We start from the raw sequence: 26,046 nt of genomic DNA, 5'->3' as shown, positions 1-26,046 counted from the left end.
CTACTCCTTCGTCTCTGAACCAGCCCCGTCGCGGTCCAGCTTACCATTCCCACCCCGAGCAATATCGACGCCGCGATCGATCAGCAACTGCAGGTATGCGTCAAAATCACCTTCGTGGTTGTCCATCGCAACAACATTCATCGCAAAGGCAAGGGTTTCGGCTGCTCCGGGCGGAGCGGGCATTGTCGCCAGATCCCCAGTGCCCAGCGTGCCTTCTGAATATAGCACGCCCATTGCGCAGTTAATCGTCTCGTCATCCGGTTCCGCTATATCAACCGTTTCGCCCGCTTTTTCACGGTTTTCTTCGGTCGGGCGGAACACCCATTCCTCGGACGCGGCCAGCGCCGGAGTGTTGTTGTCCGGGGCCTCACCGATGTAGTCGCGCGCCGCCAGACAGGACCACCAGACCCGCTCGCGTGGCGGCAGGGCAACACCCAGCAGGCGTAGGATATCGATGGCTGCGCCTTTTTCATCAAGCTCGCCCAGCACCACATCCAGCGGCGCGCTGGCCGGGGCGTCAATCTTCGTGCTGAGCCGCGCATTGGCATCCGCCAGCATTCGCGCCGCGGGCACCTGCGGCGTTTTGGTCATATTAGCAAATCGTTCGCTCATCTCACCGCCCCTAGTTGATCATGGTCAGGCCGCCCTTGAGGGTCAGCATGGCATCACCGTTCACGGTCGTCATCGGGCTTTTCGCATCCAGTTTCGCATTGGCCTGAACCTTGATCATCGTGCTTTTCACAGTGATGCTGGTTGGATCAAGCTTGATCGACGATCCACCCACCTTCAACTCGATCGACTGCATCGCAGTGATGGTGATCTTGCCGGACTTGGCATCGACCTGAATGTTACCGGTGTTCACCGTGGTTGTCTTGTTCCCGGTCTTGATGGTTTCGGCGTTGTTTCCGGTCACGGTGCGGGTGGATTTGCCTTCGATGGTCTCAGTCTGGTCGGTCTTGATTTCAACCGTCTGGCTGCCGGTTTCGATCTTGAAGGTATGATCGCCCTCTTTGATCGTTTCATCCACGTTCTTCTTGACAACCTGGCTCAAACAGCCGTCGCCACCATTGCCGCCTTTGTCCAGCTTGTCATAGCCGACGGTGATGGTGGACATGTTCTTGACCAGCTTTTCATGGTCCTTCTGCGCCTGAAAACGCACCAGTTCTTCGCCCTTCTTGTCTTCGAACATCAATTCGTTGAACATCTCGGCGCTGCCGCCTTTTGAGGATCGAGTCTTGATCCCCGTCTGCGTCTGATTGGCGGGCAACGCGTAGGGCGGCATGGTGTCGGCGTTATAGAGCATGCCGGTGCAAATCGGTCGATCCGGATCGCCCTCTTCGAACTGGATCACCACTTCCTGACCGATACGGGGAATGCTGACCATGCCCCAGTTCTTGCCGGACCAGGGCGTGACGACGCGCACCCAGCAGGTGGTATTCTCGTCTTTCTTGCCTTCGCGATCCCAGTGGAACTGCACCTTGATTCGCCCGTGCTTGTCGGTCCAGATTTCCTCGCCGCTTTTGCCGGTCACAATGGCGGTATGCAGCCCTGAAATCTCGGGCCACGGCGTGGTCAGGGGCGAGCGGTACTTGACCGATTTCGGCTGTGCCTCGAACTCGACCATGAACATCTCACCGCCATCATCGGGGAATTCCAGCGCACCGGTGTCGAGGTCTTGCGAGTTCTTTTCGAACCCGTAGCCCTCGGTCGTCTGCAGGTAATAGGTGGCCCCGGTGATCAGGTAATCGTCGTTTTGCGCCTTTTCGGGATGTTCCTTCAGCGTAAAGGTCTTGCCCACCTCCATCGCCCGGACCGAGGCGCGGCCCCGGCGGCGGTCGAACCGGGCATCTTCTGCCTCCATCCGCACCTGAGCGCGAGTCGTGCCAAGCTTGGTTTCCTTGTAGTAGTGACCGGGCGCATCATAAAGCTCATAGCTTTTGTAGTTGTGCGTAGCCTTGGTCTTGGTGTTTGCCCGTACGTCCAGCTTGGCGTTCGGGGTGGTGAAATCAAAATCCCGCAGCGACACGACGCCCGGCACGACCTCTTGCGAGCTGGCCCATTCCGATACGCAATCCGGCAAACGCTGCTTGTAGTCATCGCCGGGGCGGTATTCGACCGTCGAGGTGCCTTCGATGGGCTTATGCGCGGAAACATCGTCGCACAGCACCAGCGTTTCCAGCTTGTCCTCGGCATCCGCGTAATCGAAATAGTAATAGATGCCCTCTTCCTGCATCAGGCGCGAGATGAAATCGAAATCGGTTTCCCGGTACTGAACACAGTATTCCCGCTGCTGATAGCTGGTGCTCAGGCTCTTTTTGAAGTCGGAAAACGCGTATTCGCCGAAGATTTGCTCGATGATCTGAACGGCGGTCATGTTCTGGAAAATGCGGCTGTCGGTGGTCTGATCCAGCATCCAGAACCAGGGGCGCAGTTCCGCCAGCAACTGTACAAAGCCATCGCGCAGCGCCAAGCGTTCGACGCGCACAATCGTGCCGGTGAACTTGCGCGCAGCCCCCTTGGCGGCGGCCATGTGGATGGTCATGATCTTGCCCAGCAGCTTGTCCAGCGAGATGGACTTGTCCGGCGACAGAACCTCGACCTGAATATCCGTCAGCTCGCCCAGCTTTTCCGTCACGATCGCGCGCCGGATGACAAGTTCGTCTTCGCCATAGCTGTATGAACCGGTGATCCGAAGGGGCCACTCTTTACTTTGCATACTTTGCGCCATTTACCGTTCCTTCCAAATCTCGTTCGGCACGCCGTTACAGATCAGCCAGCAGGGCAGCCAGTTCCGGGTCCATTTCTTCTTCGCCATCTTCGGACCCATCGCCAAAGTCGACGTCATCATCATCCCCAAAGGACGACAGGAAATCATCCAGATCGTCCCCGTCATCCTCGTCTTCGGCGGCGTCACCGCCGCCCGCCAGATCGGCCATAAGCGCCGCCAGTTCCGGATCGTCTTCGTCCTCATCCGCATCATCGTCGCCGAGGTCGAGATCCGAGGTGTCATCGTCCATATCCAGATCGAAATCATCCTCGTCATCCGACGTATCGATGGCCTCGGGCTCAGGCGGGACATCTGGCGAGGGTTCGGGCACCGGAACACCGGTCCACGGGCCCAGAATCTCCTGCCCGGCGACCGAGTTGAACGAGCCCAGCCGTATCTCATCCCGGCCCTTGACCGACAGCACCGGCATATAGCCGCGCTGAACCGAATGTTCGTGTTTTTCCAGCGTGATATTGCGCTCGGTGCAGGGCAGCGCCACCTGATCGCCGTAGCGGTCGTTGACGAAATGGTAGGGCACGCCGCCAAGGCTCATGACTGAGCCGAGGTTCATCGCCTTGCCGTTTTGCTTGAACGAGCGCGCCAGCAGGATCGTCACCAGCACCGCCGGATTGGCCCAGAGCATGCCGCGCAGGCCTTCGGTTTCGGTGAATTCCTCGAAGTCGAACTCGTAGATCGGTTCGGACTTGGCCCCATAAGGCCGCCGCAGCAGGAACCGGGGCGAGGCAAGACCCACATGCCCGGCCTCGGGCATGGCGCGGAACGTGTCCCAGGCTTTGACCACCAGCGGGTGCCGGTCCTCTTTCTTGATATCCAGATAACCCGGCGTGATGGCGCTGATAAAAGGCGCATCCACATGCGCCGCGACCCGGCCCACCCGGCCCAGCAATTCGGCATGGGGCGGAGTCTCCTCGAACGTATAAAGGCCAATCAGGGCCGAATAGCCGCCGCGCCCGTTTTCTTCGTCCAGCGGTTCCTCGGTCAGCAGGCGCACGAGCCCGGTTTTGGCAAGGTCCTCCTCTGCCGCCAGATCGGCGGCGATTTCTTCGGCGGACACGTCATACAAGATCACGTCCAGCGTATCGTCATCTTCGACACTGCGCGCGATCAGATCGAGGCTGCGCCATTGCGCCTCGACCGACTGGAACTCGGGGTGGTGCAACACCATCCGCATCGCCGCACTCAGCGCTTCATCCACCGCTGACTGCATGGCAGAGACATCTGGGCTGGGCAGTTTGCGGATATGCGGTCCGACCACGCGTTTCAGCAGATCGTCCACCGGAGATGGCTGCGCCAGTTCCCCACCCGTGTCGCCGATGAGCTTCTGAAAATCGCTCAGCTTCAGATCGGCGCGCACAGTATTGCCGCCGGACGTTTTGCGCGGCGGCACCACCGCCTGTCCGAATTCCTCGCCCCAGGCAATCAGTTGCTTGGCTGCGTGATCGGCGGTTGCCCCGGAACTGAGTTGGCTTTTCAGACCGGACAGGCCGTCGAACAATTCCACGTTTTCATAAAGTTCATCCGGGTGTAGATCGTCCAGTTCCTTGAGCTTGACCTCAATCCCCGCGCCATCCTTCCCGATGGGCAGAACCAGATCGGTGGCAAAGCTTGCAATCACATCCTCGACCGTATCCGGGTCCAGCAGGATCGGCTTGCGCGTGGCCAGCGCGTCGCCGGTTTCGATCTGTCCGCGAGCGGACCGGCCGGTGAAGTCACCAAAGATCGCAATGCGGAACCGGGTGCGTTTCAACCGCTCGGGGTCGGGCCTGTCGGCACTCATCCGACCAAAGGCTAGCGCAGGCTCTCCGCTCGGTTTCGCGTCTTCCGGCGTGGCGTCCGGTTCCGGGGCTGTGTCGTCCGTTTCGTCATCGGACAACAAGTCATCGAGGTCCAAATCCAGGTCGTCCGTGTCCTCTGAAGCTTCGCCCTCATCCTCCGAGTCGCTCAACAGGTCGTCCAAATCGAGATCATCGAGATCAATTTCGTCTGCGGCGGAACCCGCCTCATCAGACGGCTCGTCATCCCCAAGCAGTTCGTCGAGATCCAAATCCAGATCGTCGTCTGCGCTCTCGGCCTCTTCGTCCGGGGTTTCGTCGTCCCCCAACAGACCGTCCAGATCCAGATCGTCGACGTCCAATTCATCCGTTTCGGATTCATCCAGTTCAAGGTCACCCAGAACCGAGTCCAGATCATCGTCCGCTTCATCCTCATCCGGTTCTTCATCGGTGAGATCGCCAAGAAGATCATCCAGATCAACGTCACCCTCTTCGGCGTCCTCCGGCGCATCCTCGGCCAGATCGCCCAGCAAGGCCTCAAGATCGTCGTCTTCGCCGTCGTCCTCCGGAGCGAGATCGGCCAGATCACCCAAAAGGTCATCCAGATCGTCTTCGGGTTCCTCGTCCGGCGCAGCATCGGCCAGGTCCGTCAGGATGTCCGAATGATCCTCTTCGGCGGTTTCTTCAACTTCGGGCAGCGAAGACAGCGCGTCAGTGGCGGAGGTATCCTCAACGTCTTCCTCTGGGGCCAAATCGGCGAGGTCGCCCAGCAGATCGTCCAGATCGCTGTCATCGTCACCCTCGTCCTCCGGCGCAGCATCGGCCAGTTCCGACAAAACATCCGCATGATCTTCTTCGGCGACGTCCTCGACCTCGGGCAGTGAAGACAACGCGTCGGTGGCGGATGTATCTTCGACATCTTCCTCGGGGGCCATGTCTGCGAGGTCGCCCAACAAATTGTCCAGTTCGCTGTCGTCTTCGGCTTCCTCGTCCGGCGCGGCCTCGGCCAAGTCGGTCAGAATGTCCGAATGGTCTTCTTCCGCGGTTTCTTCGACCTCGGGCAGCGAAGATAGTGCATCAGCGGCGGACGTGTCCTCACCCTCTTCCTCGGGGGCCATGTCCGCGAGGTCGCCCAGCAGATCATCCAGATCACCATCGTCGTCATCTTCGTCCGCTGGCGCGGCCTCGGCAAGGTCGGTCAGGATGTCCGAGTGATCTTCCTCGGCGGTTTCGACCGCTTCGGGGAGCGACGACAAGGCGTCTTCCACCGAATTGTCCTCGGCAACCGGTTCGGGGGCCTGATCTGCAAGACCCGCCAGAATATCTGCGCTTTGATCCTGTTCGTCGCTGTCTTCAACTTCTGGCAGTGAAGACAGCGCGTCTGCCGCAGAGGTATCTTCGGCTTCCTCCGGGGCCAAGTCAGCAAGATCGGACAGAATATCGGCCGAGTCGTCTGCGGTCTCCTCAACCGCAACTTCTGGAATCGACGACAGCGCATCTTCGACCGAGATGTCCTGCGGCACGTCTTCGGGGGCGTCGCTGGCCAGATCGGATAAGACGTCAGAGGTTGTATCCTCGACCTCCGCCTCGGGGGCGTCTGGCAGGGAGGACAGAGCATCCTCAAGCGCCGTATCCACCGGGGTTTCATCCGGCGCAGCGGCGGCAAGGTCTGACAGCACGTCTGCGGAACTGTCTTGTTCCTCGACGGTTTCAACCTCGGGGACCGAGGCCAGTGCGTCTTCGACAGACCGATCCTCAGGCGCGTCGTCCGGGGTCAGTTCGCGCAGGGCATCCAGCGTCGCCTGCGTGTCGTGCCCCTCAACCGGGCTGCTGGCCAGGGCGCCCAACAGCGCTGGGTCCGCCAATATCTTTTCGATCAGTGCCTCGGCCCCGGCCTTGCCGTCCATATAGGCCATCAGGGTCGACAATTGGTTCCGCGCGTCCAGAAGCTGACGCAGGGGTTCGATTTTGGAGGCGATCTGTGCAGGCGAGAAATCCGCCATCTTCTCGAATGTCAAATCGACCGCCAGATTGCCCTCGCCCGTCAGCGTGTTGGGAACTGCAAATTCGACGCGCGGGGCCATTGCCTTCATCCGGTCGTCGAAATTGTCGACGTCGATCTCAAGGAACTTGCGGTCCGAAACAGCCGGAGTTTCAACCGTGGACTTGCCCGACAGATCGCTGAGCACGCCCATCACAAAAGGCAGTTGCACCTTTTTCTGAGCGCCATAAAGCTCAACATCATATTCGATCTGAACCCTTGGCGCGCGGTTGCGGGCGATGAATTTCTGCGAACTGTCAGCCATCTGCCTGCCCTTTCAATTCCGCCACTTCGCGGCGCAAGGCTTTGACCTCGACCAGCAGTTCCTTGACGCGGTCGTCAACAACGTCGGTTTCGCTGCGAACAAGCTCGCGCAGGTGCGAGAATTCCTCGACCGATTCGTCCTCAACCGCTGATTGCATCGTGTTGACCAGCAGGCCGATGAACAGGTTCAGAACCGAAAAGGCGGTGATCACGATGAAGGGCACGAAGAAAATCCAGGCGGTGGGATGCACCTCCATCACTGGGCGCACGATGCCCATTGACCAGCTTTCAAGCGTCATGATCTGGAACAGCGAATAGAGCGACCGGCCCAGCGACCCAAACCATTCAGGGAAATCGGGACCGTACATGAGTGTGGCCATGACGGCGAAAACATAGAACACGATCGAGATCATGATGATCACCGCGCCCATGCCCGGCAGCGCGTCCAACAGCGCCTGCACCACCGCGCGCATCTGCGGGATGACCGACAAAAGCCGCATCGCGCGGATAACCCGCAGACCCCGCAGGGCGGACAGGCCGTCGCGGTTGGGCAACAGGCCCAGCGTCACGACCACAAGGTCAAAGATGTTCCAGGCATTGTTGAAGAAACTCAGACGGTAAGCGTAAAACTTCACCAGCAGTTCGGCGACAAAGATACCCAGGACAATCGTATCAATGACGCGCAGGACATGCCCTACATTGGCCTGAATTGACGGGGACGTCGACAGGCCCAGCGTGATCGCGTTGAAAATGATCACGCCCAGAATCGTGTTGGTCACGGCCTTGCGCTCGACAAATTCCCGGGCGCGGTCGCGCAGCGTGGGATCAGGGGCCGTACTGGATTCCAACGGGGTCACTCCTTTGAACGAGACAGGCAGCGCCGGATATCAGACCAGCGCTGCCCGCGATATTCAACTTACTTTACGGCCTTCACGATTTTCGCACCGGATTTTGCCAGCGCCTTGCCCGCGCTGATCATGAAGTTTGCGGTATCTTCGTGATCTTCCGCGAACTTGATGGCCTTGGACAGCTTGCCGCCATCCCAAGTACCCTTGGTTTCAAGGTCCTTGATCACCCTTGCGGCTTCGGCTTTAAGCTCGTCGTATTTCTTCTTTTTGGTTTCGAATTTTTCCAGCTTGTAGGCCATTTCTTTCGCCAGACGTTCCGCCTCGGCGGCTTCGGCCGAGATGGCTTTGTCCGGGTGGCCTTTCATCTTGTCGGCATTTTCGCGGGCTTCGTTTGCTTTAACCAGCGCCTCGTTCATGTGCTTGCGCATCAGCAGCATGCGCGTCGCGCCATCCTCAAGGTGCTTTTTCAGCGATTTCACATGACCCGAGGTACCGGCCATCAGCAGCTTGACCTTTTCCTTCGGCCCCAGCTTGCGGAATTCCGACGCCTTCTTCTTTTTCTCTTGGTACTCGACGGCCTTGGTGATCGCGTTGATGTCCTTTTCGATCTTGTCCAGGAAGCCCTTGTAGCTGTCATATTCCTTCTTGATCGTCTTGCCGCTGGTTATCAGCGCACCAACTCCGGTGCCGATGGCCGCCGCAATAACAACCGCAGCCACGCCGCCAGTCAGAACCGTCGCTGCGATCGAGGCGGCGGCAACAGCAAGCGTGATCAGTACCAGTGCGGTGATTTTCAGACCCGTCTTGATCTTCTTGCGGGTCATCTTCTTTTTCAGCTTCTTCTCGACATAGTCATAAACCTGTTCCATGCAGGTCGTCGCCAGCGATTGGACCTCGTTTTGGAAGGTCTTGAGACCCTGCTTGATCAGCTGGTTCGCTGTTTCGATGAACTTCTTCAGTTGGTCTTCCGAGTAATCCTTTTTCTCGATGTCTTTTTCGGTGCCGTCCATCGCCTTTTTGAACTCGGCCGAGCGCTTTTTTTCGAGCTTGGTAAAGTTCTTTTCCCACAGCTTGGCGTACGCGGCGCGCAGCAGCTTGGTTTCCGTTTCGTCCTCGCCTTCGGGCACGGCATGGGCCACCGTGAACTCGCATTTAGGTTGTTTGAACATCTTGCCTTTGTAGCCAATGTTCAATTGCGCGCTTGTTGTGAATGCAGCCATCGTCTCTCTCCTGTTGTCCTATGTGCTACGACCGTTGGTTGATCGCCCTTAGTCAAATCCATAAGTGAAGTCGCCGTCTGTGACGTCGATCACGACTTTGGAAACTTCTTGCCCTTCCATCATTCTTTTTAGGAATTCGGCCGAGATATCGGGCAGCATCGTGTTGGTCACGATGGCGTCGATCATGCGCCCGCCGCTGTCGAGTTCCTGACAGCGGTTCACAATCTCATCCACAACGGCATCGGCGTATTCGAAGGGAACACCATGTGCCTGTTGTACCCGTTTCTGGATGCGACCCAGTTGCAGCTTGGTGATCTCGCCCAGCATGTCCGGGCTTAGCGGATAATAAGGGATTGTCACCAGACGCCCCAACAGAGCAGGCGGGAACACCTTGAGCATCGGATCACGCAGCGCCTTGGCCATGCCTTCGGGGTCGGGCATCAAATCGGGATCGGCGCACATGTCCATGATCATCTCGGTGCCGACATTCGAGGTCAGCAGGATCAGCGTATTCTTGAAGTCGATCACGCGGCCCTCACCGTCCTCCATGACACCCTTGTCGAAGACCTGGAAGAAGATTTCGTGCACGTCCGGGTGGGCCTTTTCGACCTCATCCAGCAGAACAACCGAATAAGGTTTGCGCCGCACCGCTTCGGTCAGAACACCGCCCTCGCCATAACCGACATAGCCCGGAGGGGCCCCTTTCAGGCTGCTTACGGTGTGCGCCTCCTGATATTCCGACATATTGATGGTAATGACGTTCTGTTCACCGCCATAGAGCACCTCAGCCAGCGCCAGCGCGGTTTCGGTTTTGCCGACGCCGCTGGTCCCCGCCAGCATGAAGACCCCGATAGGTTTATTGGGGTTATCGAGCCCTGCCCGGCTGGTCTGCACGCGTTTGGCGATCATCTTCATCGCGTGGTCCTGACCGATCACCCGCTGGGCCAGACGGTCTTCAAGGTTCAGGATCGTCTCGATCTCATCCTTGACCATGCGACCCACAGGAATACCGGTCCAGTCACCGACGACGCTGGCCACCGCCTGATGATCAACGATGGGCAGAATCAGTGGGCTGTCGCCCTGCACTTCTTCCAGTTCGGCGTTCTTGGCTTTGAGTTCTGCCAGCAAAGCCTCACGGTCGATGGGCTGCGCATCCGGGGCCTCTTCGGTTGCGGCTTCGCCCTCGGCAGTACCGGTGCCTTCGACCTCCTGCCCGCCAGCACGCAGCTTGGCCCGCAGGTCGAGGATTTCTTCGACCACTTTTTTCTCGGCTTCCCAACGCCCGTTGAGTTCGGCCAGCCGCGCCTCTTCCGCCTCTTTCGCGGCATTCACGGCCTCGCGTCGGTCGGCCACGTCATAGCCAGCGGTCTCGTCCCGTTCGATGATCTCCAACTCAGTTGTCAAAGCCTCGATCCGGCGCTGGCTGTCATCGACCTCGGCCGGAACCGCATGCTGAGACACCGCGACCCGCGCGCAAGCCGTATCCAGCAAGCTGACCGACTTGTCCGGCAACTGCCGCGCCGGAATATAACGAGCCGAGAGCGTCACCGCAGCCTCGATCCCCTCGTCCAGCACCTGCACTCGATGGTGTTTTTCCAGCATCGAGGCGATGCCCCGCATCATCAGAACCGCCTTTGGAATGTCGGGTTCTTCCACATGCACGACCTGGAAGCGCCGGGTCAGGGCCGGGTCCTTTTCGATGTATTTCTTGTACTCGGCCCAAGTAGTCGCGCCGATGGTCCGCAGCGTGCCGCGCGCCAGCGCCGGTTTCAGCAGGTTGGCCGCATCGCCGGTACCGGCAGCACCGCCCGCGCCCACCAGCGTATGGGTTTCGTCCACGAACATCACAATCGGGGTCGGGCTGGCCTGAACCTCATCAATCACCTGACGCAGACGGTTTTCAAACTCGCCCTTCATCGACGCGCCCGCTTGCAGCAAACCAACATCCAGCACCAACAGGCGCACATCTTTCAGTGCCGGAGGCACGTCGCCGCGTGCGATCCGCAGGGCAAAGCCTTCGACCACAGCGGTCTTACCCACACCGGCCTCACCGGTCAGGATCGGGTTGTTCTGACGACGGCGCATTAGCACATCGACGATTTGGCGGATTTCCTCGTCGCGACCAACGATGGGGTCAATTTCGCCATTGAGGGCCTGTTCGGTCAGGTCGGTGCAGAACTGCTCCAGCGCCTCACCCTTGCCCATCGCGCCGGGGGCCATCGCACCGCTCGCCTCACCGGGTTCAGCACCGCCGCCCACGTTCGAGCCATCCTGCGCGCCCAGGGTATCCTCGGGCGAGCCATCTGTGGCTTCGCCAAAGCTGTCGGCCAGATCATCCGCGCCGATTTTGGCCAGTTCCGGTGACATGCTGGCCAGAATGTTACGCAACGCAGGTGTCTTGAGCATGCCCAAGATCAGGTAGCCCGTGCGAACCTTGCTGTCGGAATACAAAAGCGAGCCCCAGACCCAGCCGCGTTCCATCGCGTCCATCAGGTGATCGGAAAGGTCCGAGATCGACGACGCCCCGCGCGGCAGCATGTCCAGCGAGCGCGTCAGTTCCGAGGCGATCTTGCCCGGGTCCAGATCGTAATGCTGGATGATGCGGTGAATGTCGCTGTCCTGACCGTTCAGGATCTGATGCAGCCAGTGCTGAATTTCGACATAAGGATTGCCCCGCATCTTGCAGAACACCGTCGCCCCTTCGATCGCCTGATAGCCCAGCTTGTTCAGCTTACCGAACAGCGAAACACGGCTGATTTCCGTCATCTTCAATACCTCTCAGCAAGGGCCGGTTCTTCGGCCTCAAATTCTTGGTTCATGTATCCGGGATAGAGGATCAGATCGTCCGCATCCGGTCGAGTTTCATCGGGGTCGTCGCGGGTCTTGATCCAGCTTGTGTGGCCCAGCTGCGTCGTTCCCCCAAGCGAGGCCCGCGGTACCTCATCACCGGCGAGGACCAGATTGACCTCCCAATCGAGCGTGTCGCCGACATAGGTGCGCAGGATCGATTCCAGTCGTTGTTGCGACACACCGCCCGGGAGCAGGCGTTTGTAATCTTCCAAAGACACCGGCCCGATCCTAATGCGGAACTTGGCCGAGCGCGACCAGACCCGGTCGCCGATGCTGGTCGACTGGCCCAGACGCGCGGGTCCGCCTAACTGCCATGTGTCGTCCGGTTCAAGCTCCAGCCAGGAACCTACGAATTGCTGCAGATGCGCTTCGACCCCAAAATAGTCCGAGATGATCGCGATCAGCCCTTCAACCGTCTTGGTGCCTGACCCCAGATGCCCGGCGAAGAACCGGCGCAGCATGTCCGACATCGCGTCGCGGTCGCTGAAATCACCACCCTTGAACCCTGCAAGCGCCGCCACGCGTTGCTCGAACGGATCGTCGCCCCGGTCAAAGCTGGGCGCGGGTTCGGCGGCAGACCATGCGCGATAAAGCAGGCCCATCATCCGATGGGTCAGCATGTCGGCGAAGGCGACAAAGGTCGGATCGCGGTGGTTGCGCTGACGGTCGCGGGCAAATTCGGTCAGGTGCAGGGGTAATGGCCCTTGTGGCCCGAAAAAGCCAAAGAACAAATTGCTCAGCTTGCCGGGGGTGGTGTCCGAAGCCGGTTCGAACCGGGTCAGCGTGTTGGGCGGAAAGGCCAGCGACACGTCCTGCCCCAGGCGTACTTTATCCTCGCGCGGACGGCGGGATTCGCCCAGACGCGGCGCATCGTGGTAATGCGCTTCGATCACCCGAAGCGCCTGAAAGACGTGGTGCCTTTCAGGGTCCGCCGCCAGAGCGGCAAGCAGGCTCAGATGATCCTGCCCAGGCCGGCTGCTGGTCGCCATCTGGCAATCTCTCCCCTTCGTTCGGTTTTCAGCACAGTTTCGGTGAAACTGTTGATCGTCGTGTATTTTCGGAAGAACCGTTCCAGCACAGCACCCAGGACGTAAACGCTTGTCCCTTCGTAAAAACTTTCGTCAAAGCCCAGCGTTATCTCCAGCCCGCGCACGGCGGTGCTGAGCACCTCGTCGCTCATGCGGCGCACGATGGGGCGGCTGGTGACGGACACCACGCCCTCAAGCTGTTTCTCGGTCACGCGGTTGCCCAAGGGGGCGTAGATGCCCAGCAACTCGCGCAGCGCTCCTGCCCCGCCGTCCTTGCCGTCGCCTGCGATTGACAGGTAGTTCAGGCTCAGATGGCTGATCAGCTTCCACGCTGCATCGCCTTGCGCCAGTGTTGCATGCGGGCGCGTGGGCGTGACGGGTGTGCGCACGGCTTTGACCGGGCCACCATCGGGCAGATGGAACACATCATCCCCGCCTGCCGCCAGCAGCATGGGCAGATCACGGTTTGAACACAGCGCTTCAACCGCCAACTGGTCCAGCGAGCCGGGATACGGTGCCTGCGCGCGGTCCACCAGAGTCAGATAGACCTCGGAGCCCAGATACGAGGTCCGCACGCCGCGCAACCGTTCTTTTTCGTTCCGCTGCCGCATCCGGCGCTTGATGGTGTAATAGGCCGAGTGATTGTCGCCCGCCGCCGTCAGGTCTGTGTCGCTGTAGAACGGGCGGAAGGGGATGTCGCCCTCTTCGTCCGACTGTATGCCCGTCACGCGATTGATCGAGAAAATCTCATAGTCCAGACCCGCCGTCCGGTTCGGCACAACATGGTGCTGGGTGTCCATCTGGGTGATGTGCACGCGGTCGCAGCGGCGGTGGAACAGGTTCACGGCAGGTACCGCGTTCAGCGCAAAGGCGGCGGGCGTCACTGCAGGGGCCACATCGCGCATGCCGTCGCGCAGCAGGATGTAAATATCGACATCATTGCCTGCCGACTGTTTCAACGCCGGTTTCAGACCCGTCAGTTCCACAAACAGGAACCGTTCGGGCATTGCGAAATATTCCTGCAGCAGGCGGTAGCCGTCAAAGGATTGGCGCGGGGTTGGCAGCAGGGCCTCCTCGGGCTCGAAGCCTTTGGGGATGACATCCGCATCGGTCAGCCGAGCGGTCCAGTCCGCGCGCCGGTCGGTCGAGCGCCCGGTGAGGCCCACGCACTGGGTGGCCAGCAATTCGTGCAGCGCCCAGGGCTTGCCGCTTTGCGTGTCCAGATGCAGCACAAGGCGGTCCATCTCAAGATCCGCCATCGGCTCACCATCGGTGCGGTTCAAACGCAACCGAATGCCCGCCCGTGCGTCGGTTTCCTTCGCAACCCCCGCCGCGACCAATTCGCCGCGACCGTCAATATATTCGGCCTCGGAAATCTCGATGGGCCAGAGCGTCATATCGGCTGAGGTTGTGAACTCACAGGCCGTCTGCTCACCTTCGGCCAGATGGGCCCGCAGCGTGGTGCCACGCGCAATCGGATAGCCCTCTTTTAGCGCCGCATTGCCCACATCCGGCTCTAGCTGTGCCACCATCATCGACGGGGTCGGGGCCAGATAATGCGGATAGACAATCTCCATCAGGTTTGAGGTGAAGGCCGGGAACTGCATGTCCAGTTCCAGCTGAACCCGCGCCGCCAGAAAGGCGCTGCCTTCCAGCAAGCGTTCCACATAAGGGTCGACGACTTCGATCCCTTCCATCCCCAATCGCGAGGCGATCTTGGGATAGGCACTGGCAAATTCCGCGCCCATCTCGCGCAGAAAGGCCAGTTCGGTTTCGTAATGCTTGAGCAGCCGCGTATCCATGACTAGCTCCGCTCAATCGCAACTTCGCCGGTGGTCACATCGACCCGGCTGCGCAGGTACAGCTCCAGAGGCATCGGCTGCGCCCACATCACGGCACGAATGTCGAAATCCACATGCATCTCGCCCGACTTTTTTTCGGACCGCAGATCGACCGAGACCGAGCCTTTGACGATCCGGGGCTCGAACACCTCGATAGAATCGGCAATCGACCGCTGAATGCGCTGCGCCTGGTAGAGGGTAGAGAACGACCCCGAGGTTTCCCGGATGCCGTAGTTTAACACGGATTTGGCCGCGTATGGATAAATCTCTTCATCAATCAGGTCGGATTGGTCGGTGGTATTCAGCAACATGGACAGATCGCGCTGGATGATTTCCCGGAGACGGCCAACGTCGATCACGCGCGCATCGCGCCCTTCTTTCTTCTGGTCGGGCGCGTCGTCAGTCAGCCGGTCCAGAAGCGAAGGCTGTAATCGTTCGGCAAGTGTCTTCTCAGCCATCTCCTGCCGTTTCCCCGACCACGTCCAGTACCAGTTCGCGGATATCCAGCAGCGCGACGTCGGATTTGTCGGTGGTCAGCAGGCGCTGGCCAAAACCCACAAAGGTCTCAGACCCGGCATCAACCCAACTTGTCGCCCGCGCCAGACGCGCGGCGTCGTCGCCCTGTTCGGTCGTTCCGGCGTAACGGGTCGGGATCAGCGCCGCAATCTCGCCGCCGCTGGCCACTGTAAGCGTGCAGGCGGTCCAGACCGCATCGCGCAAATCGCTGGGCGCTTCGATGTCCAATTTGACGATCTGCGCAAATGGCAGCCAGAAATACCGGCCGTTCACGATCACCTCGAGCACAGGGCCCAAACGCATATCTGCATCCGCGATCCAATCGAATGCTTCGCCATTCACCGTTCCGGATGTGGTGGGCGCGGCATCAAAGGCCTTGGCGCGCATCTCGGCGGCCTGGTCGAAATGACCTCCAGCGGTCAGTTTCTGCGCTTCGATCAGATGGGCGAGCCATTCCTCGGGCTCACCGAAGATCATCGGCGTTTTCTCGCCCGCAAAGACCTTTTCGCGGTAGACCTCGCAAATGATCGCCTCGCGATAGGTCTTGGCCATCATCGTGGCTGCTTCATCCATCTCGGCGCTCAGTTTCAACTGTGTGATCGCGCGTTTCCAGTCGCCCATGACACAGAGCAGTTGAAACAGAAAAATCCGCAGCTTGGCATCTGCGGGATTGGCGCGGATCTTGTCTTGCAACGTGGCCAATGTGGCCGCCAGATCGCCTGATTTAAGATGCTCTTCCGGCGTCATGAAACCCTCGTGCAGTCAGGATGAGAAAATACCAAAGGCTCTGGCGAGGAAACACGCCAGAGCCATTTTTTCGGACCGGAAATTAGCTGACGTCGCCGGTTTCCAGGTTCCACTTGAATTCGTTGCAATCGCTGAGCTTGCCGGTCTTGAAGTCGGCAATCTTGTACTTGATCGAGATACCGCGGTAGGCAACGGTCCAGCTTTCAGTCGGGATCGATTCTTCGCCGCCCGACACCGAATAGCTGTCCACGATGGCGTCACGCAGGGTCAGGATCAGATAAGGCTCCATGCCTTTCTTTTCGTCGTCGCCCGACCGGCACAGGTGGATGGTCATCTCGGCATTGGCCTTGCCCGACGCAACATAGGTCATCAGTTTTGCCGATGCTTTGCTCAGCTCGGTGCTCAGTTCAACCTTGCCGAAATTGGCATTGGCATATCCGCGCTGGGTGGTCCCCATGTCGCCCATATCCAATGTCCGTTCCACGTTCCAGCTGATCTCTTTACAGGCGATCCAGTCCGTGTGTCCTTTTTCCCGGGCCTCGCCAGGGAAGTCCATTTTAATGAATACGTTTTCCATTTTCCGTTCCTTTGGTGTGTGTAGCTTTGGTTTACGGGAGCCCCGTCCGGGCGGCAGTGAAACGCTTCACATGCCACCCAATTTTTTCGCGATTTATCCGGCTTTTTCTGACGGAAGTTTCGATACGAGACGCAGCGAAACCGAAAGGCCTTCGAGCTGGTAATGTGGACGCAGGAAGAACTTGGATGTGTAGTATCCCGGGTTCCCTTCAACGTCTTCGACAACCACCTCGGCCGAGGCCAGCGGCTTGCGCGCCTTTTCGGCTTCGGCAGAGATATCGGCGTTGAAATCCACGTACTGGTTGATCCATTCCTGCAGCCAGGATTCCATGTCCTGACGGCTTTTGAACGAGCCGACTTTGTCTCGCACCATGCATTTCAGGTAATGCGCAAAGCGGCAGGTGGCGAACAGGTAAGGCAGACGTGCCGCCAGATTGGCGTTCGCGGTTGCGTCCGGGTCGTCATATTCGGCCGGTTTGTGCAACGACTGCGCGCCGATGAACGTTGCCGAATCGCTGTTTTTGCGGTGGATCAGGGGCATCATGCCGTTTTTGGCCAGTTCCGCCTCGCGCCGGTCTGAGATCGCAATCTCGGTCGGGCATTTCATGTCCACGCCGCCATCATCGGTCGGGAATGTATGCGCGGGCAGGCCTTCGACCGTACCGCCGCTTTCCACGCCGCGAATGCGCGAGCACCAGCCGTATTCCTTGAAGGACCGGTTGATGTTCACCGCCATGCCATAGGCCGCGTTGACCCAGCTATAGCTGTCGCTGTTGGCTCCGGTGGTGTCTTCCTCAAAGGCAAACTCTTCGACCGGTTCCGTTTTGGAACCATAAGGCAGACGACCCAGGAACCGCGGCATCGCCAGACCGACATATTTGGAATCTTCGCTTTCGCGCAAAGACCGCCATGCGGCATATTCCGGGGTCTGGAAGATCTTGGTCAAATCACGCGGGTTGGCCAGTTCCGACCAGCTGTCCATCTGGAACAGGCTGGGCTTGGCCCCGGTGATCAGCGGCGCGTGGGCTGCAGCGGCGATCTTGGACATCTCGCCCAGCAGCTCGATATCCTGCGGGCTGTGATCGAAGTGATAGTCGGCGACCAGCGAGCCATAGGGTTCACCACCGAACTGGCCGAACTCTTCTTCATAGAGCTTCTTGAAGATCGGCGACTGATCCCACGCGGTGCCTTTGAACTTGCGCAGGGTCTTGTGCATGTCTTTCTTCGAGATGTTCATCACGCGGATTTTCAGCATCTCGTCGGTTTCGGTGTTGTTCACCAGATAATGCAGACCGCGCCACGCGCTTTCCATTTGCTGGAAATCGGCATGGTGCAAGATCAGGTTCACCTGCTCGGTCAGCTTCTTGTCGATCTCGGCGATGATGCCTTCGATCGAACGCAGCGCGTCGTCCGAAATCAGGCCGGTATTGGCCAGTGCCTGCTCGGCTAGCGTTTTGACCGCGCTTTCAACGGCGGTTTTGGCCTGATCCGATTTGGGGCGGAACTCTTTCGTCAGTAGCGCTTCGAACTCGGACGATCCAAACGCTGTTGCGCCTTCGGCGGCTTCTACTTGGGCTTCTTCTTCGGCCATCTTTTATTCCTCCTCGGCAGCGTCACCGCCCGGTTTGGGCTGGGCTGCAAGTGTCTTGAGCAGGCTGGGGTCCTGCATGATTTTTGAGATCAGGTCTTCGGCGCCGGTCTTGCCGTCCATATATGTCATCAGGTTCGACAACTGTGTGCGCGCGTCCAGCAATTCCTTGAGCGGCTCAACCTTGGCGGCAATCGCGGCGGGGCTGAAATCGTCCATGCTTTCGAACGTGATATCGACGGCCAGATTGCCCTCGCCGGTCAGGGTGTTGGGCACAGTGAACGCGGCGCGGGGGGCCATTGACTTCATCCGGTCGTCGAAATTGTCGACGTCGATTTCCAGGAACTTCCGGTCGGCAACTGCAGGTTGTTCGACCTCGGATTTACCGGCCAGATCGCTCATGACGCCCATGACAAAGGGCAACTGGACCTTTTTCTCGGCACCATAAAGCTCGACATCGTATTCGATCTGAACTCTCGGAGCCCTGTTCCGGGCTATAAATTTTTGTGAACTGTCAGCCATCTGATGCTCCTCGATTCATCCATCAGTGTTTGTTTTCAATCCGTTATCGGGGGTTGGTTGTTAACGGATCAGTAATCGTCATCGTCGGATTTCAGCCCGCCGATCTGGCGCACCTCATCCAAACCTTCTTTCGCCATATCTTCGATAATCGTCAGAAAATCGGCATTCACAAGCCGCTTGGCCCGTTCCAGCAGAACCGGCAGCGGGCTGGAGGGTTCGCAGCGAGCGTAGTAGTCCATGATGCGATCCAGCATCATCGTGACATCCTCGGGCGAGTTGATTGCACCACCGCCGGACGGCGCAGCCGCCGCAGGGGCAGAAGCGGAGGCAGGCGCAGCTCCTTCGCTTGCGTCTTCAACCGGCATCTCACCAACATCTGCATATTGGGCCAGAGCCTGTTTGATACTTTTTAGTGCCTCGGTCAGCGGGTCCAGATTGGGCCCCTCGCCCGGCGTTTTGTCCGAAAAAACTGCGTCGACTGAAGCCACATCCTCGATCGCCGAGGCGACGGCTTCGGCATTGGCGGCCAGAACCTCATCATCGGTATCCTTGAACGCGGCGGCGACGCCGTTGGCGTCGGGAATCTCGTCCAAATCGGCGGGCATGTTGATCCGACCATCGACCACGTCCAGATGGCGCAGAGTCATGCTGCCGAACATGCGGCTGTCGGTCAGGCTGGTGCGGCGCAGCGCGCGTACCATCCGGTCGGATGAGGCCAGACCACGCACCGCGTTGATCCGCATGGTCGCATCGCCGTCATCTTCGTCCAGTTCGGGATGGCAGGTGTCCCAGAATTCTTCCAGCAGAGATTTCACATAACCAATGGAGGTCGCGAAAGCAGGTAGGCCCTTGGTGTGCAGAACAGCCTCGGCCAGATAAATCGCGGCGCGCAGGTCGTGGCTTTTGTCCATAACCTCCAGCGCTTTGGTTTCGACGTCGCGCCAGTCCTGTTCCTCGGCGGCGACGACCTCGTCCCCCATCTGACGTTCTTCACCGGGCTGAGCGGCAATCTCAAGCTCGGTGAAGACCGGATCATACTCCAGATTTTCACCGCTGGGGGGTTCTTCACCCCGGGGTTCCAGATAAGAAGTTAGATCCATGTTCTCCCCAATAACGTGTTGCCCGTTGGCTGTCTGTTGTTCTTGTCGCTTCGCTTAGCGCAGTTTTCACGATCGCGTGTATGAATTACTTCACATGATCGCGGAACTGGCAAACAAATCGCTTCTTCTTCGCAGCCTGTGTGATGAATCAGCCGCATACCCGGGGCAAAGTCAAACCCAATAAATGCGTTTTTTTTACGACATAGGTTCCCTAGCGACACCTGCGGGGCGGAATAACCTCGGGCTGCGCGGTACAAGCCGTGCACATCACCCGATTTTTTTCTTCGCGCTTGAGGTAAGTTGCTGCAATGATCGCAGCTAATCGAGCCCGTCAGGGCCGTTTCGCAAAGGCCAGCACGAAGCAATCGAAAATCGTAAACAGGGGACGACGCATGAAAACAGGCATTTTTGGGGCGATGGCACTGGCCTTGTCAGCGGTGATCGCGCAGGCGGACGAGGGCAAGCTGTCGATCGAATTGAACAAGTTCGAAGCCGGAGAGTCGGGCGGTTGCCGCGCGTTTTTTCTGTTTCGCAACCAAACCGGCAACAGTTTCGAAGAGTTTGAGATGTCGCTGGCGATCCTCGACACCAACGGCGTGATCGATCGGCTGTTGTCCATCGACGCCGCTCCCCTGCCCGTCCAGCGCACCGTGCTGAAGCTTTTCGAAATCCCCGAGATCGAGTGCGCTGATATCTCCGAGGTGCTGCTGCACGATCTGCCCGCCTGCAAACCGCAGAATGCCGAACCATTGGATTGCTTCCCGCTGCTGGTGCTGGACAGCAAAACCTCAGCTGGTCTGGCGCAGTAAGCCATGCCGGGTTTGGAAAATCTGGGCACCGGCGGCCCAATCATCGCCGTTTTGGCGCTGCTGTCCGTGCTGTCGCTGACGCTGATCGTGGTCAAAACCATTCAACTCGCCTCGGTTCGCTCTGGCGGGTCCGAACGGGATGCAGCCTTTGTCAAATGGGCGGGCGGCGACCGCCAGTCTGCTCAGGCTGCGGTGGCGGCAGGCAAATCCCCGGCAGACCGGGTTTGTGCCTATGCGATGCAGGCGTTGATCGATGGGTTCAAAGGGCCCGCACTGATGGCTGAACTCACAAGGCGCGGCAATCTGGAATTCGCCGCGATGAGCACCTGGATTCGTGTCCTGGAACTGATTGCCATGATCTCACCCTTGCTGGGCTTGCTCGGCACCGTGACCGGGATGATCCAGTCGTTTCAGGAGCTTGAACTGGCGCAGGGGGCGGCCAATGCCTCGGTTCTTGCAGGCGGTATCTGGCAGGCGTTGCTGACAACCGCTGCCGGACTGCTGGTGGCCATCCCCGCCGCCATCGGGGCCTCGCTTTTGTCGGGCCGCGCTGAAGCGGGCGCGCAGTCGATCGAAAACGCGGTGGGCCGTCTGATGGTCATTGAAGAGCGCGGCGCGCATTAGGGAATCGTCGATGTCCAGCGAGCTAAGCCTGAGCAGACGTAAGCCGACCCGGCCCATGATCTCGCTGGTGCCGATGATTGACGTGATGCTGATTCTGCTGGTCTTTTTTATGGTCACATCGACCTATCTGAACCTCGACATGATCCCCGCGCTAGCCCCATCCGACCGCCCTGCCCCGACGCAGGGCTCGGTGGGTGAGCAATCATCCGGTGCCCTGCTGATCCGCATCGGTGCCGATGGCGCGCCCTATTATCAGGGTCAACCCATGACCTCGGACGATCTGGCGGTTTTGCTGGCCGACCGCTTGGCGCAGGAACCTGCAACGCAAGTCGTCATCCTGCCCACCGGCAGCGCAGCGTTGCAGTCGCTGGTATCCGTCATGGATGTGGTCACAAGCGCCGGGATCACCAACATGCGCGTCGTCCGGCTGGAGGCCCGCCCATGAGGATCTCCCGCCCGGCCCCCCGGCATCACCCCGAGACGATCATCGCCCTGATTGACGTGGTGTTCTTCCTTCTTGTGTTCTTCATGCTGATCGGCCGTATGGACGCAACAGCCCCCTTTGACGTTACCCCGCCGACGGCACAAACCGGGGCAGACATGCCTGCGGGGGGTTTGACCCTTTCCGTTGGGGCGGACGGAACGATGGCGTTGGATGGGTTGGAACTGTCACCAGATGAAGCCACCCGGCAGGTTCAATCGGTCCTGGATAACCAACCCGACACCCTGATCCGGATCAACGCCCATCGCGACGCGGTTTTGCGCAATATCCTACCCCTGATTGCCCAATTCGAGGCACTGGGCGCGCGCGAGGTTGTACTGGTCGTGACCCCTCCGGGACCAGCGCGGTGATCCGTGGCCCACTCATATGGGGCGTAGGGCTGATCGGGTCGCTGGCCCTGCATCTGGGGGCCGCTGTCTTTCTGATCTGGACCGTCGAGCCGGAGCCGGTGGTCGAACAACCGGTGCCGGAAACGCGGATGCAGCTATCCGCCCATCAGGTGAAGCAAAGTCAGGCTGTTGAGGCGCGTCCCGACACAGACACAGCCCGCGCCGCAGATGCAACGGGCGCGCGGCTGGATCAGGGTGTTGTCCGTCAATCGACGGCAGTTGCCTCTGAGCTACCACAACAGGTTCTTGCGACGTCGCAGCCGAGCAGCAACCCGCTGAGCCCCGTAGATCAAAACTCGGAGAGCATTGAGCCGCTGGACGCTGAAACCGACGAATTGAAAGAAGCCCCCGATGTGCATCAGACCATTCAGGCAATGGACGCCTCACCAACACTTCTCGCCTCCTCTGCCCTTCAGATAAACTCGGTTGCGTCACAGGTGGCTCCGACGCAGGCAGTTGCGCTTGCGATCCCGGAGACGGACCGGGCCAAACCCCTGCAACCCCAACCGGTCGCGCTGACCCAAACCCTGCCCGACATTCCCAAAGCCAGCGCCTCTGAGGTGTTTTCGACCACCGGCCACGGTCCCATCGACCCGGTTTCGCTGGCCGCCATTCAAAGCTTCATGCGACCCGAGGATGCCGGTCAAAGCGCGCAGGATTTGCGAGACGGGATCGATGGTTTGCTCTCGCAAATCCCCTGCTCTCGCCTGCAGGTTCAGTTTCAGCCGGAAACCAATACGCTGGAATTGATCGGACATATCCCCGAGGACGGCTTGCGCACGCCCACCCTGAATGCCCTTCAGGCGCAAATGGGTGAAAACATCCGGATCGCCGACAACCTGTTGATCCTGCCCCGCCCGCAATGCGGAGCGCTGAGCGGGATCGCGGATGTGGGGTTGCCGCAATCGACCGATCAGATCACCAACCCTCTGCTGATCGGCGAAGACGTGCACGCCCGCGAGTTTCGCTACACGCGGGGCCAGCAACTGGTTCTGGACCTGAGCGGCGCGGATTATGACGCCTATGTTTATGTCGACTATTTCGATGCCGAGGGTCAGGTGATCCACCTCAGCCCGAACGCCTCGACACCGCTGGACCTAACCCCGGCGAAAGCGGCGTTGCGGGTTGGGGCGGCGGCACCGGGCGATCCCGGCCTCTACATCACGATCGGGCCGCCTTATGGTCAGGAAATCGCCGTCGCCTTTGCGGCCTCGGAGCCTTTGTACCAAGGCGACCGCCCACTGATCGAACCTGCCGAGACCTATCTCAGCTTCCTCAAATCCCGCATCTCAGCCGCACGAGCCGAGAACCCGGACTTCAAGGGCGAGTGGGTTTACTTCTTTATCACGACCGCCGAGAAGTAACGGGCCCTTAGACGACCAAAATCTACTCTGGGTCCAGGAGTTGCCCCAGATCGACGCCCTGATTTGCAGCACTCGCCATCACGGCCTTACGCAGGGATTTACTGCGCTGGATCAGCCGGCGGAACCTCTCCTCATCCAGGACCAGCAGCGTGGTCGGCGCAATGGCCCGGACCGAGGCCCGGCGTCTTTGGCGCAACAGCAATTCTGTTTGCCCGAAAATATCGCCTCGCCCCAGACGCCAGCTTTGCCCGGCCATCTCAAGCTCGACCGCGCCCGAGGCGATAAAGTAAACGCTTCGGGCCGGTGCGTCTTTCTGGATGATCCGCTCCCCGGCTTCCGCATAACGGGTTTTCAAGGCGCGTGCGAGACGGCGCAGACCACCCCGGTCCAGATCCGAGAACACAGGCAAACGCCGGACAAGCTCGGTCGCGCGGGGAGCCACATCAATCATCGGGCGTTTTTCCGCTTCGATGCGTTTCTCACTGACGTCATGCAGGAGCACGGAGTAGAGCTCGGCGCTGATGAAGCCTTCGTCGTACAGTTCAGTATATTCCCGCTCTTCCAGGCGCAAGGCGATGCGACGAATGAAGCGGCGCTGCACCTCGTCCGCGAAGCCGGGATACTGCAGTTGAAGGCCGTCCAAGGCGGTATCCACAAACTCAGCCCGTCGGTCGATGAGTTCCCTCAGAATCTCGGCGACCCGCCGCCCGTGGATGCGGCGGATGCGCTGGTCGGCGAACCGGTACACGTCACGCAGCACCAGCCGTTGCGCCAGCAGCACCTCGAACCGATGCGCGGTCATGCGGGCAAGGGGGCGGCGCAAACGCAGCCTGTCGTTCAGAAACGCCGCGACCCGAAACAACCGACCATAGGCGACGGTGCGCCGCGCAGCACGCAAATACCCCGTGCGTCCCTGCAACCGGGTCCCTTCAATAAGCCGGTCAATATCCAACAGCGCCCGGTCTGCCAGCCGCGTTGACAGCGATCTGTCGCGCATATGACTAAGGACAAAGTTCCGCTCGGCCCCGGCCAGCGCGATCAGACCAAGGGTCACGCGATCTCTGTCCAGAATGTCCCGACGGGCTTCGGCCGAATGCACGGCCGTATCGAGCCTTTGTCCGAACCGGACGGCCTCGGACCGGATGATATCGGGGTTCAGTTCATAGCTCGCCGTCATGTTCCTGACGTCCTCGCGCACGGTCTGCAGCGAAACGGCAACGACCTGCTGCGACAGCGCCTCATCCAGCGTCGAAAGCGCGTCGAGCCCCAGGCGACGGATGACCGGGCGCAAGGTCGGTCCCTGAACCAGCAACGTGAACAAGGTGAACCCGGTTGCCAGGATACCCACCGCTCTTTGCGTTTCCGCGGGAATCTGGGCGTTCTCCGTAACCGCCAGCGCCAGAGCCAGCGTCACCGCCCCACGCATACCACCCCAGAGGATTGCATAGCGAAACGGGCGGTCCACGGATGGAGAAACCCGTATCAAAGTCAGGAAGGGCAGAAAACCGAACAGAATGACGGCCCGGGCGAAAAAAGCGGCAAGTGTAACCACCAGGATCAACCCGAAATCCGTCCATCTCACGCCGCTGAGCAGTTTCGGGATCAAAAGCGCCGCGAGTACAAAGATCAGCGCCCCGGCCCAATGAGCCAGCACGCCCCAGACATCTGAAAGGCGGCTCCAGGCTTGTGGGGTCAGGCGGCCAGGCGCTGACAGGTTCAGGGTGATCCCGGCCACTACAACGGCAATCACACCCGATGCGCCGATGCTTTGTTCGGCGATGACATAGGCCAGATAAGGCAGCGCAAGCGAGATAGAAACCTGCGCCAGTTCAAAGCCTTCGATCAGGGACATAAGCCACAGGCTGGCGCGGGCCAGAAACCAACCCGTGACGGCCCCGCCCAGCAAAAGCAACGGAAACTGAACAAGGGCATCCTGCGGCTGGGGGTCCGGCGCGCCGACCATCACGAACCCGACAAACAGCCCGAATAGGGCAATGGCGGCGGCATCGTTTAGCAGGCTCTCCCCTTCGATGATACGCGACAATCTTTGCGGTGCGGCGATTGAGCGGAAGATGCTGACAACGGCCGAGGGGTCGGTTGTTGAAATAATCGCACCCAGAAGAAGGCAGGCCATCAACGGCAGCGAACTCACGGCAGACAGGGCAAAACCAACAGTGAATGTCGCAACAAACACGGCGACGATAGCCAGCACAAAGATCGGCACCCAGTCGTCCAGCATACGCCGCAGGTTCATGCCCAATGTCGCCTGAAACAGCAGCGTGGGCAGGAACAGGTACAGGAACACATTTGCGCGGATTGGGAAGCCGAGGATGGCTTCGGCCACCGGGTTCATCACCTCGGTCAGGTCGGTTCGCAGGAAAAAGGTCGCGGCGGCCCCGATCACGATTCCCAGAACCGCAAGCACGACGCTGTAGGGAAAACGCAGGCGCGCGGCGACCGGTTCGGCCAGCCCTATGACCACAAAAAGTGATGCAACAACTGTGGTTACAAGAACAATATCCATGCCGCTGTTATAGCCTCAGCTTTACGAGAGACGCACGGACAGTCTCGCAGCCCGGCAGCAAAATTGCCACCAGTTGCCAAGTAAACAGGACGCGACAACGAAGCCGCGCCCGGTGCGGTGTTTTTTTGGGTGC

The 26,046-nt window shown here is 59.6% G+C and carries 20 protein-coding genes and 1 pseudogene; 5 read left to right on the top strand and 16 right to left on the bottom strand.

Features of this window, described 5'->3' with window-relative positions; translation table 11 throughout:
* From ACR0NJ_RS05115 to tssA, 15 genes and pseudogenes are all read right to left on the bottom strand, one after another.
* Complete coding sequence (locus ACR0NJ_RS05115) at positions 1-612, bottom strand: DUF6931 family protein (RefSeq protein WP_480816050.1); 612 nt, start codon at positions 610-612, stop codon at positions 1-3.
* A gap of 10 nt (positions 613-622) precedes the next feature.
* On the bottom strand, positions 623-2,728 hold the full coding sequence (locus ACR0NJ_RS05110; protein ID WP_480816049.1) for a type VI secretion system Vgr family protein: 2,106 nt from the start codon (positions 2,726-2,728) through the stop codon (positions 623-625).
* A gap of 34 nt (positions 2,729-2,762) precedes the next feature.
* Positions 2,763-5,678 carry a type VI secretion system contractile sheath domain-containing protein gene (locus ACR0NJ_RS05105; protein ID WP_480816248.1) on the bottom strand — a complete coding sequence of 972 codons (2,916 nt, stop codon included), beginning with the start codon at positions 5,676-5,678 and terminating at the stop codon, positions 2,763-2,765.
* A 687-nt stretch (positions 5,679-6,365) separates the two neighbouring features.
* A pseudogene (tssB, locus tag ACR0NJ_RS05100) lies at positions 6,366-6,866 on the bottom strand (type VI secretion system contractile sheath small subunit); the annotation flags it as partial.
* The gene (locus ACR0NJ_RS05095; RefSeq protein WP_480816048.1) at positions 6,859-7,713 is read right to left on the bottom strand and encodes an ion transporter; all 855 of its coding nucleotides are present in this window, start codon (positions 7,711-7,713) and stop codon (positions 6,859-6,861) included. The gene ACR0NJ_RS05095 and the pseudogene tssB (ACR0NJ_RS05100), both read right to left, overlap by 8 nt.
* A 68-nt stretch (positions 7,714-7,781) precedes the next feature.
* Complete coding sequence (locus tag ACR0NJ_RS05090) at positions 7,782-8,933, bottom strand: hypothetical protein (RefSeq protein WP_480816047.1); 1,152 nt, start codon at positions 8,931-8,933, stop codon at positions 7,782-7,784.
* A 48-nt stretch (positions 8,934-8,981) separates the two neighbouring features.
* Positions 8,982-11,699: a type VI secretion system ATPase TssH gene (gene tssH, locus ACR0NJ_RS05085; RefSeq protein ID WP_480816046.1), complete on the bottom strand. Its 2,718-nt coding sequence runs from the start codon at positions 11,697-11,699 to the stop codon at positions 8,982-8,984.
* 2 nt (positions 11,700-11,701) lie between these two features.
* Positions 11,702-12,772: a type VI secretion system baseplate subunit TssG gene (gene tssG, locus ACR0NJ_RS05080; RefSeq protein WP_480816045.1), complete on the bottom strand. Its 1,071-nt coding sequence runs from the start codon at positions 12,770-12,772 to the stop codon at positions 11,702-11,704.
* Positions 12,736-14,613, bottom strand: coding sequence for a type VI secretion system baseplate subunit TssF (gene tssF / locus ACR0NJ_RS05075; protein WP_480816044.1), 1,878 nt, complete (start codon positions 14,611-14,613; stop codon positions 12,736-12,738). Before tssF ends, tssG begins: the two co-directional genes overlap by 37 nt.
* A 2-nt stretch (positions 14,614-14,615) precedes the next feature.
* Positions 14,616-15,110, bottom strand: coding sequence for a type VI secretion system baseplate subunit TssE (gene tssE / locus ACR0NJ_RS05070; protein ID WP_480816043.1), 495 nt, complete (start codon positions 15,108-15,110; stop codon positions 14,616-14,618).
* The gene (locus ACR0NJ_RS05065; RefSeq protein WP_480816042.1) at positions 15,103-15,915 is read right to left on the bottom strand and encodes a type VI secretion system accessory protein TagJ; all 813 of its coding nucleotides are present in this window, start codon (positions 15,913-15,915) and stop codon (positions 15,103-15,105) included. Before ACR0NJ_RS05065 ends, tssE begins: the two co-directional genes overlap by 8 nt.
* Before the next feature lie 82 nt (positions 15,916-15,997).
* Positions 15,998-16,492 (bottom strand): Hcp family type VI secretion system effector, encoded by a 495-nt coding sequence (locus ACR0NJ_RS05060; RefSeq protein ID WP_480611699.1) that lies wholly within the window; start codon positions 16,490-16,492, stop codon positions 15,998-16,000.
* A gap of 93 nt (positions 16,493-16,585) precedes the next feature.
* Entirely contained in the window at positions 16,586-18,082 is a 1,497-nt protein-coding gene (gene tssC / locus ACR0NJ_RS05055; RefSeq protein WP_480816041.1) for a type VI secretion system contractile sheath large subunit, read from the bottom strand.
* 3 nt (positions 18,083-18,085) lie between these two features.
* Complete coding sequence (gene tssB, locus ACR0NJ_RS05050; protein ID WP_039526464.1) at positions 18,086-18,601, bottom strand: type VI secretion system contractile sheath small subunit; 516 nt, start codon at positions 18,599-18,601, stop codon at positions 18,086-18,088.
* Positions 18,602-18,669: 68 nt separating this feature from the next.
* The gene (gene tssA, locus ACR0NJ_RS05045) at positions 18,670-19,701 is read right to left on the bottom strand and encodes a type VI secretion system protein TssA (protein ID WP_480816040.1); all 1,032 of its coding nucleotides are present in this window, start codon (positions 19,699-19,701) and stop codon (positions 18,670-18,672) included.
* 392 nt (positions 19,702-20,093) lie between these two features.
* Here tssA and ACR0NJ_RS05040 point away from each other — a divergent pair, with 392 nt between their 5' ends.
* From ACR0NJ_RS05040 to ACR0NJ_RS05020, 5 genes are read left to right on the top strand one after another with little or no spacing between them, the layout of a single operon-like run.
* Complete coding sequence (locus ACR0NJ_RS05040) at positions 20,094-20,510, top strand: hypothetical protein (protein WP_480816039.1); 417 nt, start codon at positions 20,094-20,096, stop codon at positions 20,508-20,510.
* Between the two features lie 3 nt (positions 20,511-20,513).
* Positions 20,514-21,134, top strand: a complete 621-nt coding sequence (locus ACR0NJ_RS05035) for a MotA/TolQ/ExbB proton channel family protein (protein WP_480816038.1) — start codon at positions 20,514-20,516, stop codon at positions 21,132-21,134.
* Between the two features lie 10 nt (positions 21,135-21,144).
* The gene (locus ACR0NJ_RS05030; RefSeq protein ID WP_480816037.1) at positions 21,145-21,579 is read left to right on the top strand and encodes an ExbD/TolR family protein; all 435 of its coding nucleotides are present in this window, start codon (positions 21,145-21,147) and stop codon (positions 21,577-21,579) included.
* Positions 21,576-21,986 carry an ExbD/TolR family protein gene (locus ACR0NJ_RS05025; RefSeq protein ID WP_480816036.1) on the top strand — a complete coding sequence of 137 codons (411 nt, stop codon included), beginning with the start codon at positions 21,576-21,578 and terminating at the stop codon, positions 21,984-21,986. The genes ACR0NJ_RS05030 and ACR0NJ_RS05025 overlap by 4 nt, the downstream gene beginning before the upstream one ends.
* Positions 21,983-23,389, top strand: coding sequence for a DUF4384 domain-containing protein (locus ACR0NJ_RS05020; RefSeq protein WP_480816035.1), 1,407 nt, complete (start codon positions 21,983-21,985; stop codon positions 23,387-23,389). The genes ACR0NJ_RS05025 and ACR0NJ_RS05020 overlap by 4 nt, the downstream gene beginning before the upstream one ends.
* A 22-nt stretch (positions 23,390-23,411) precedes the next feature.
* Here ACR0NJ_RS05020 and ACR0NJ_RS05015 read toward each other — a convergent pair whose 3' ends face one another.
* Entirely contained in the window at positions 23,412-25,913 is a 2,502-nt protein-coding gene (locus ACR0NJ_RS05015) for a cation:proton antiporter (RefSeq protein ID WP_480816034.1), read from the bottom strand.
* Positions 25,914-26,046 lie beyond the last annotated feature (133 nt).

This window comes from Ruegeria sp. F11 (assembly GCF_056533855.1).
Note: the sequence above shows the minus strand (reverse complement) of the source record. Positions and strands in the feature narration are given on the sequence as shown.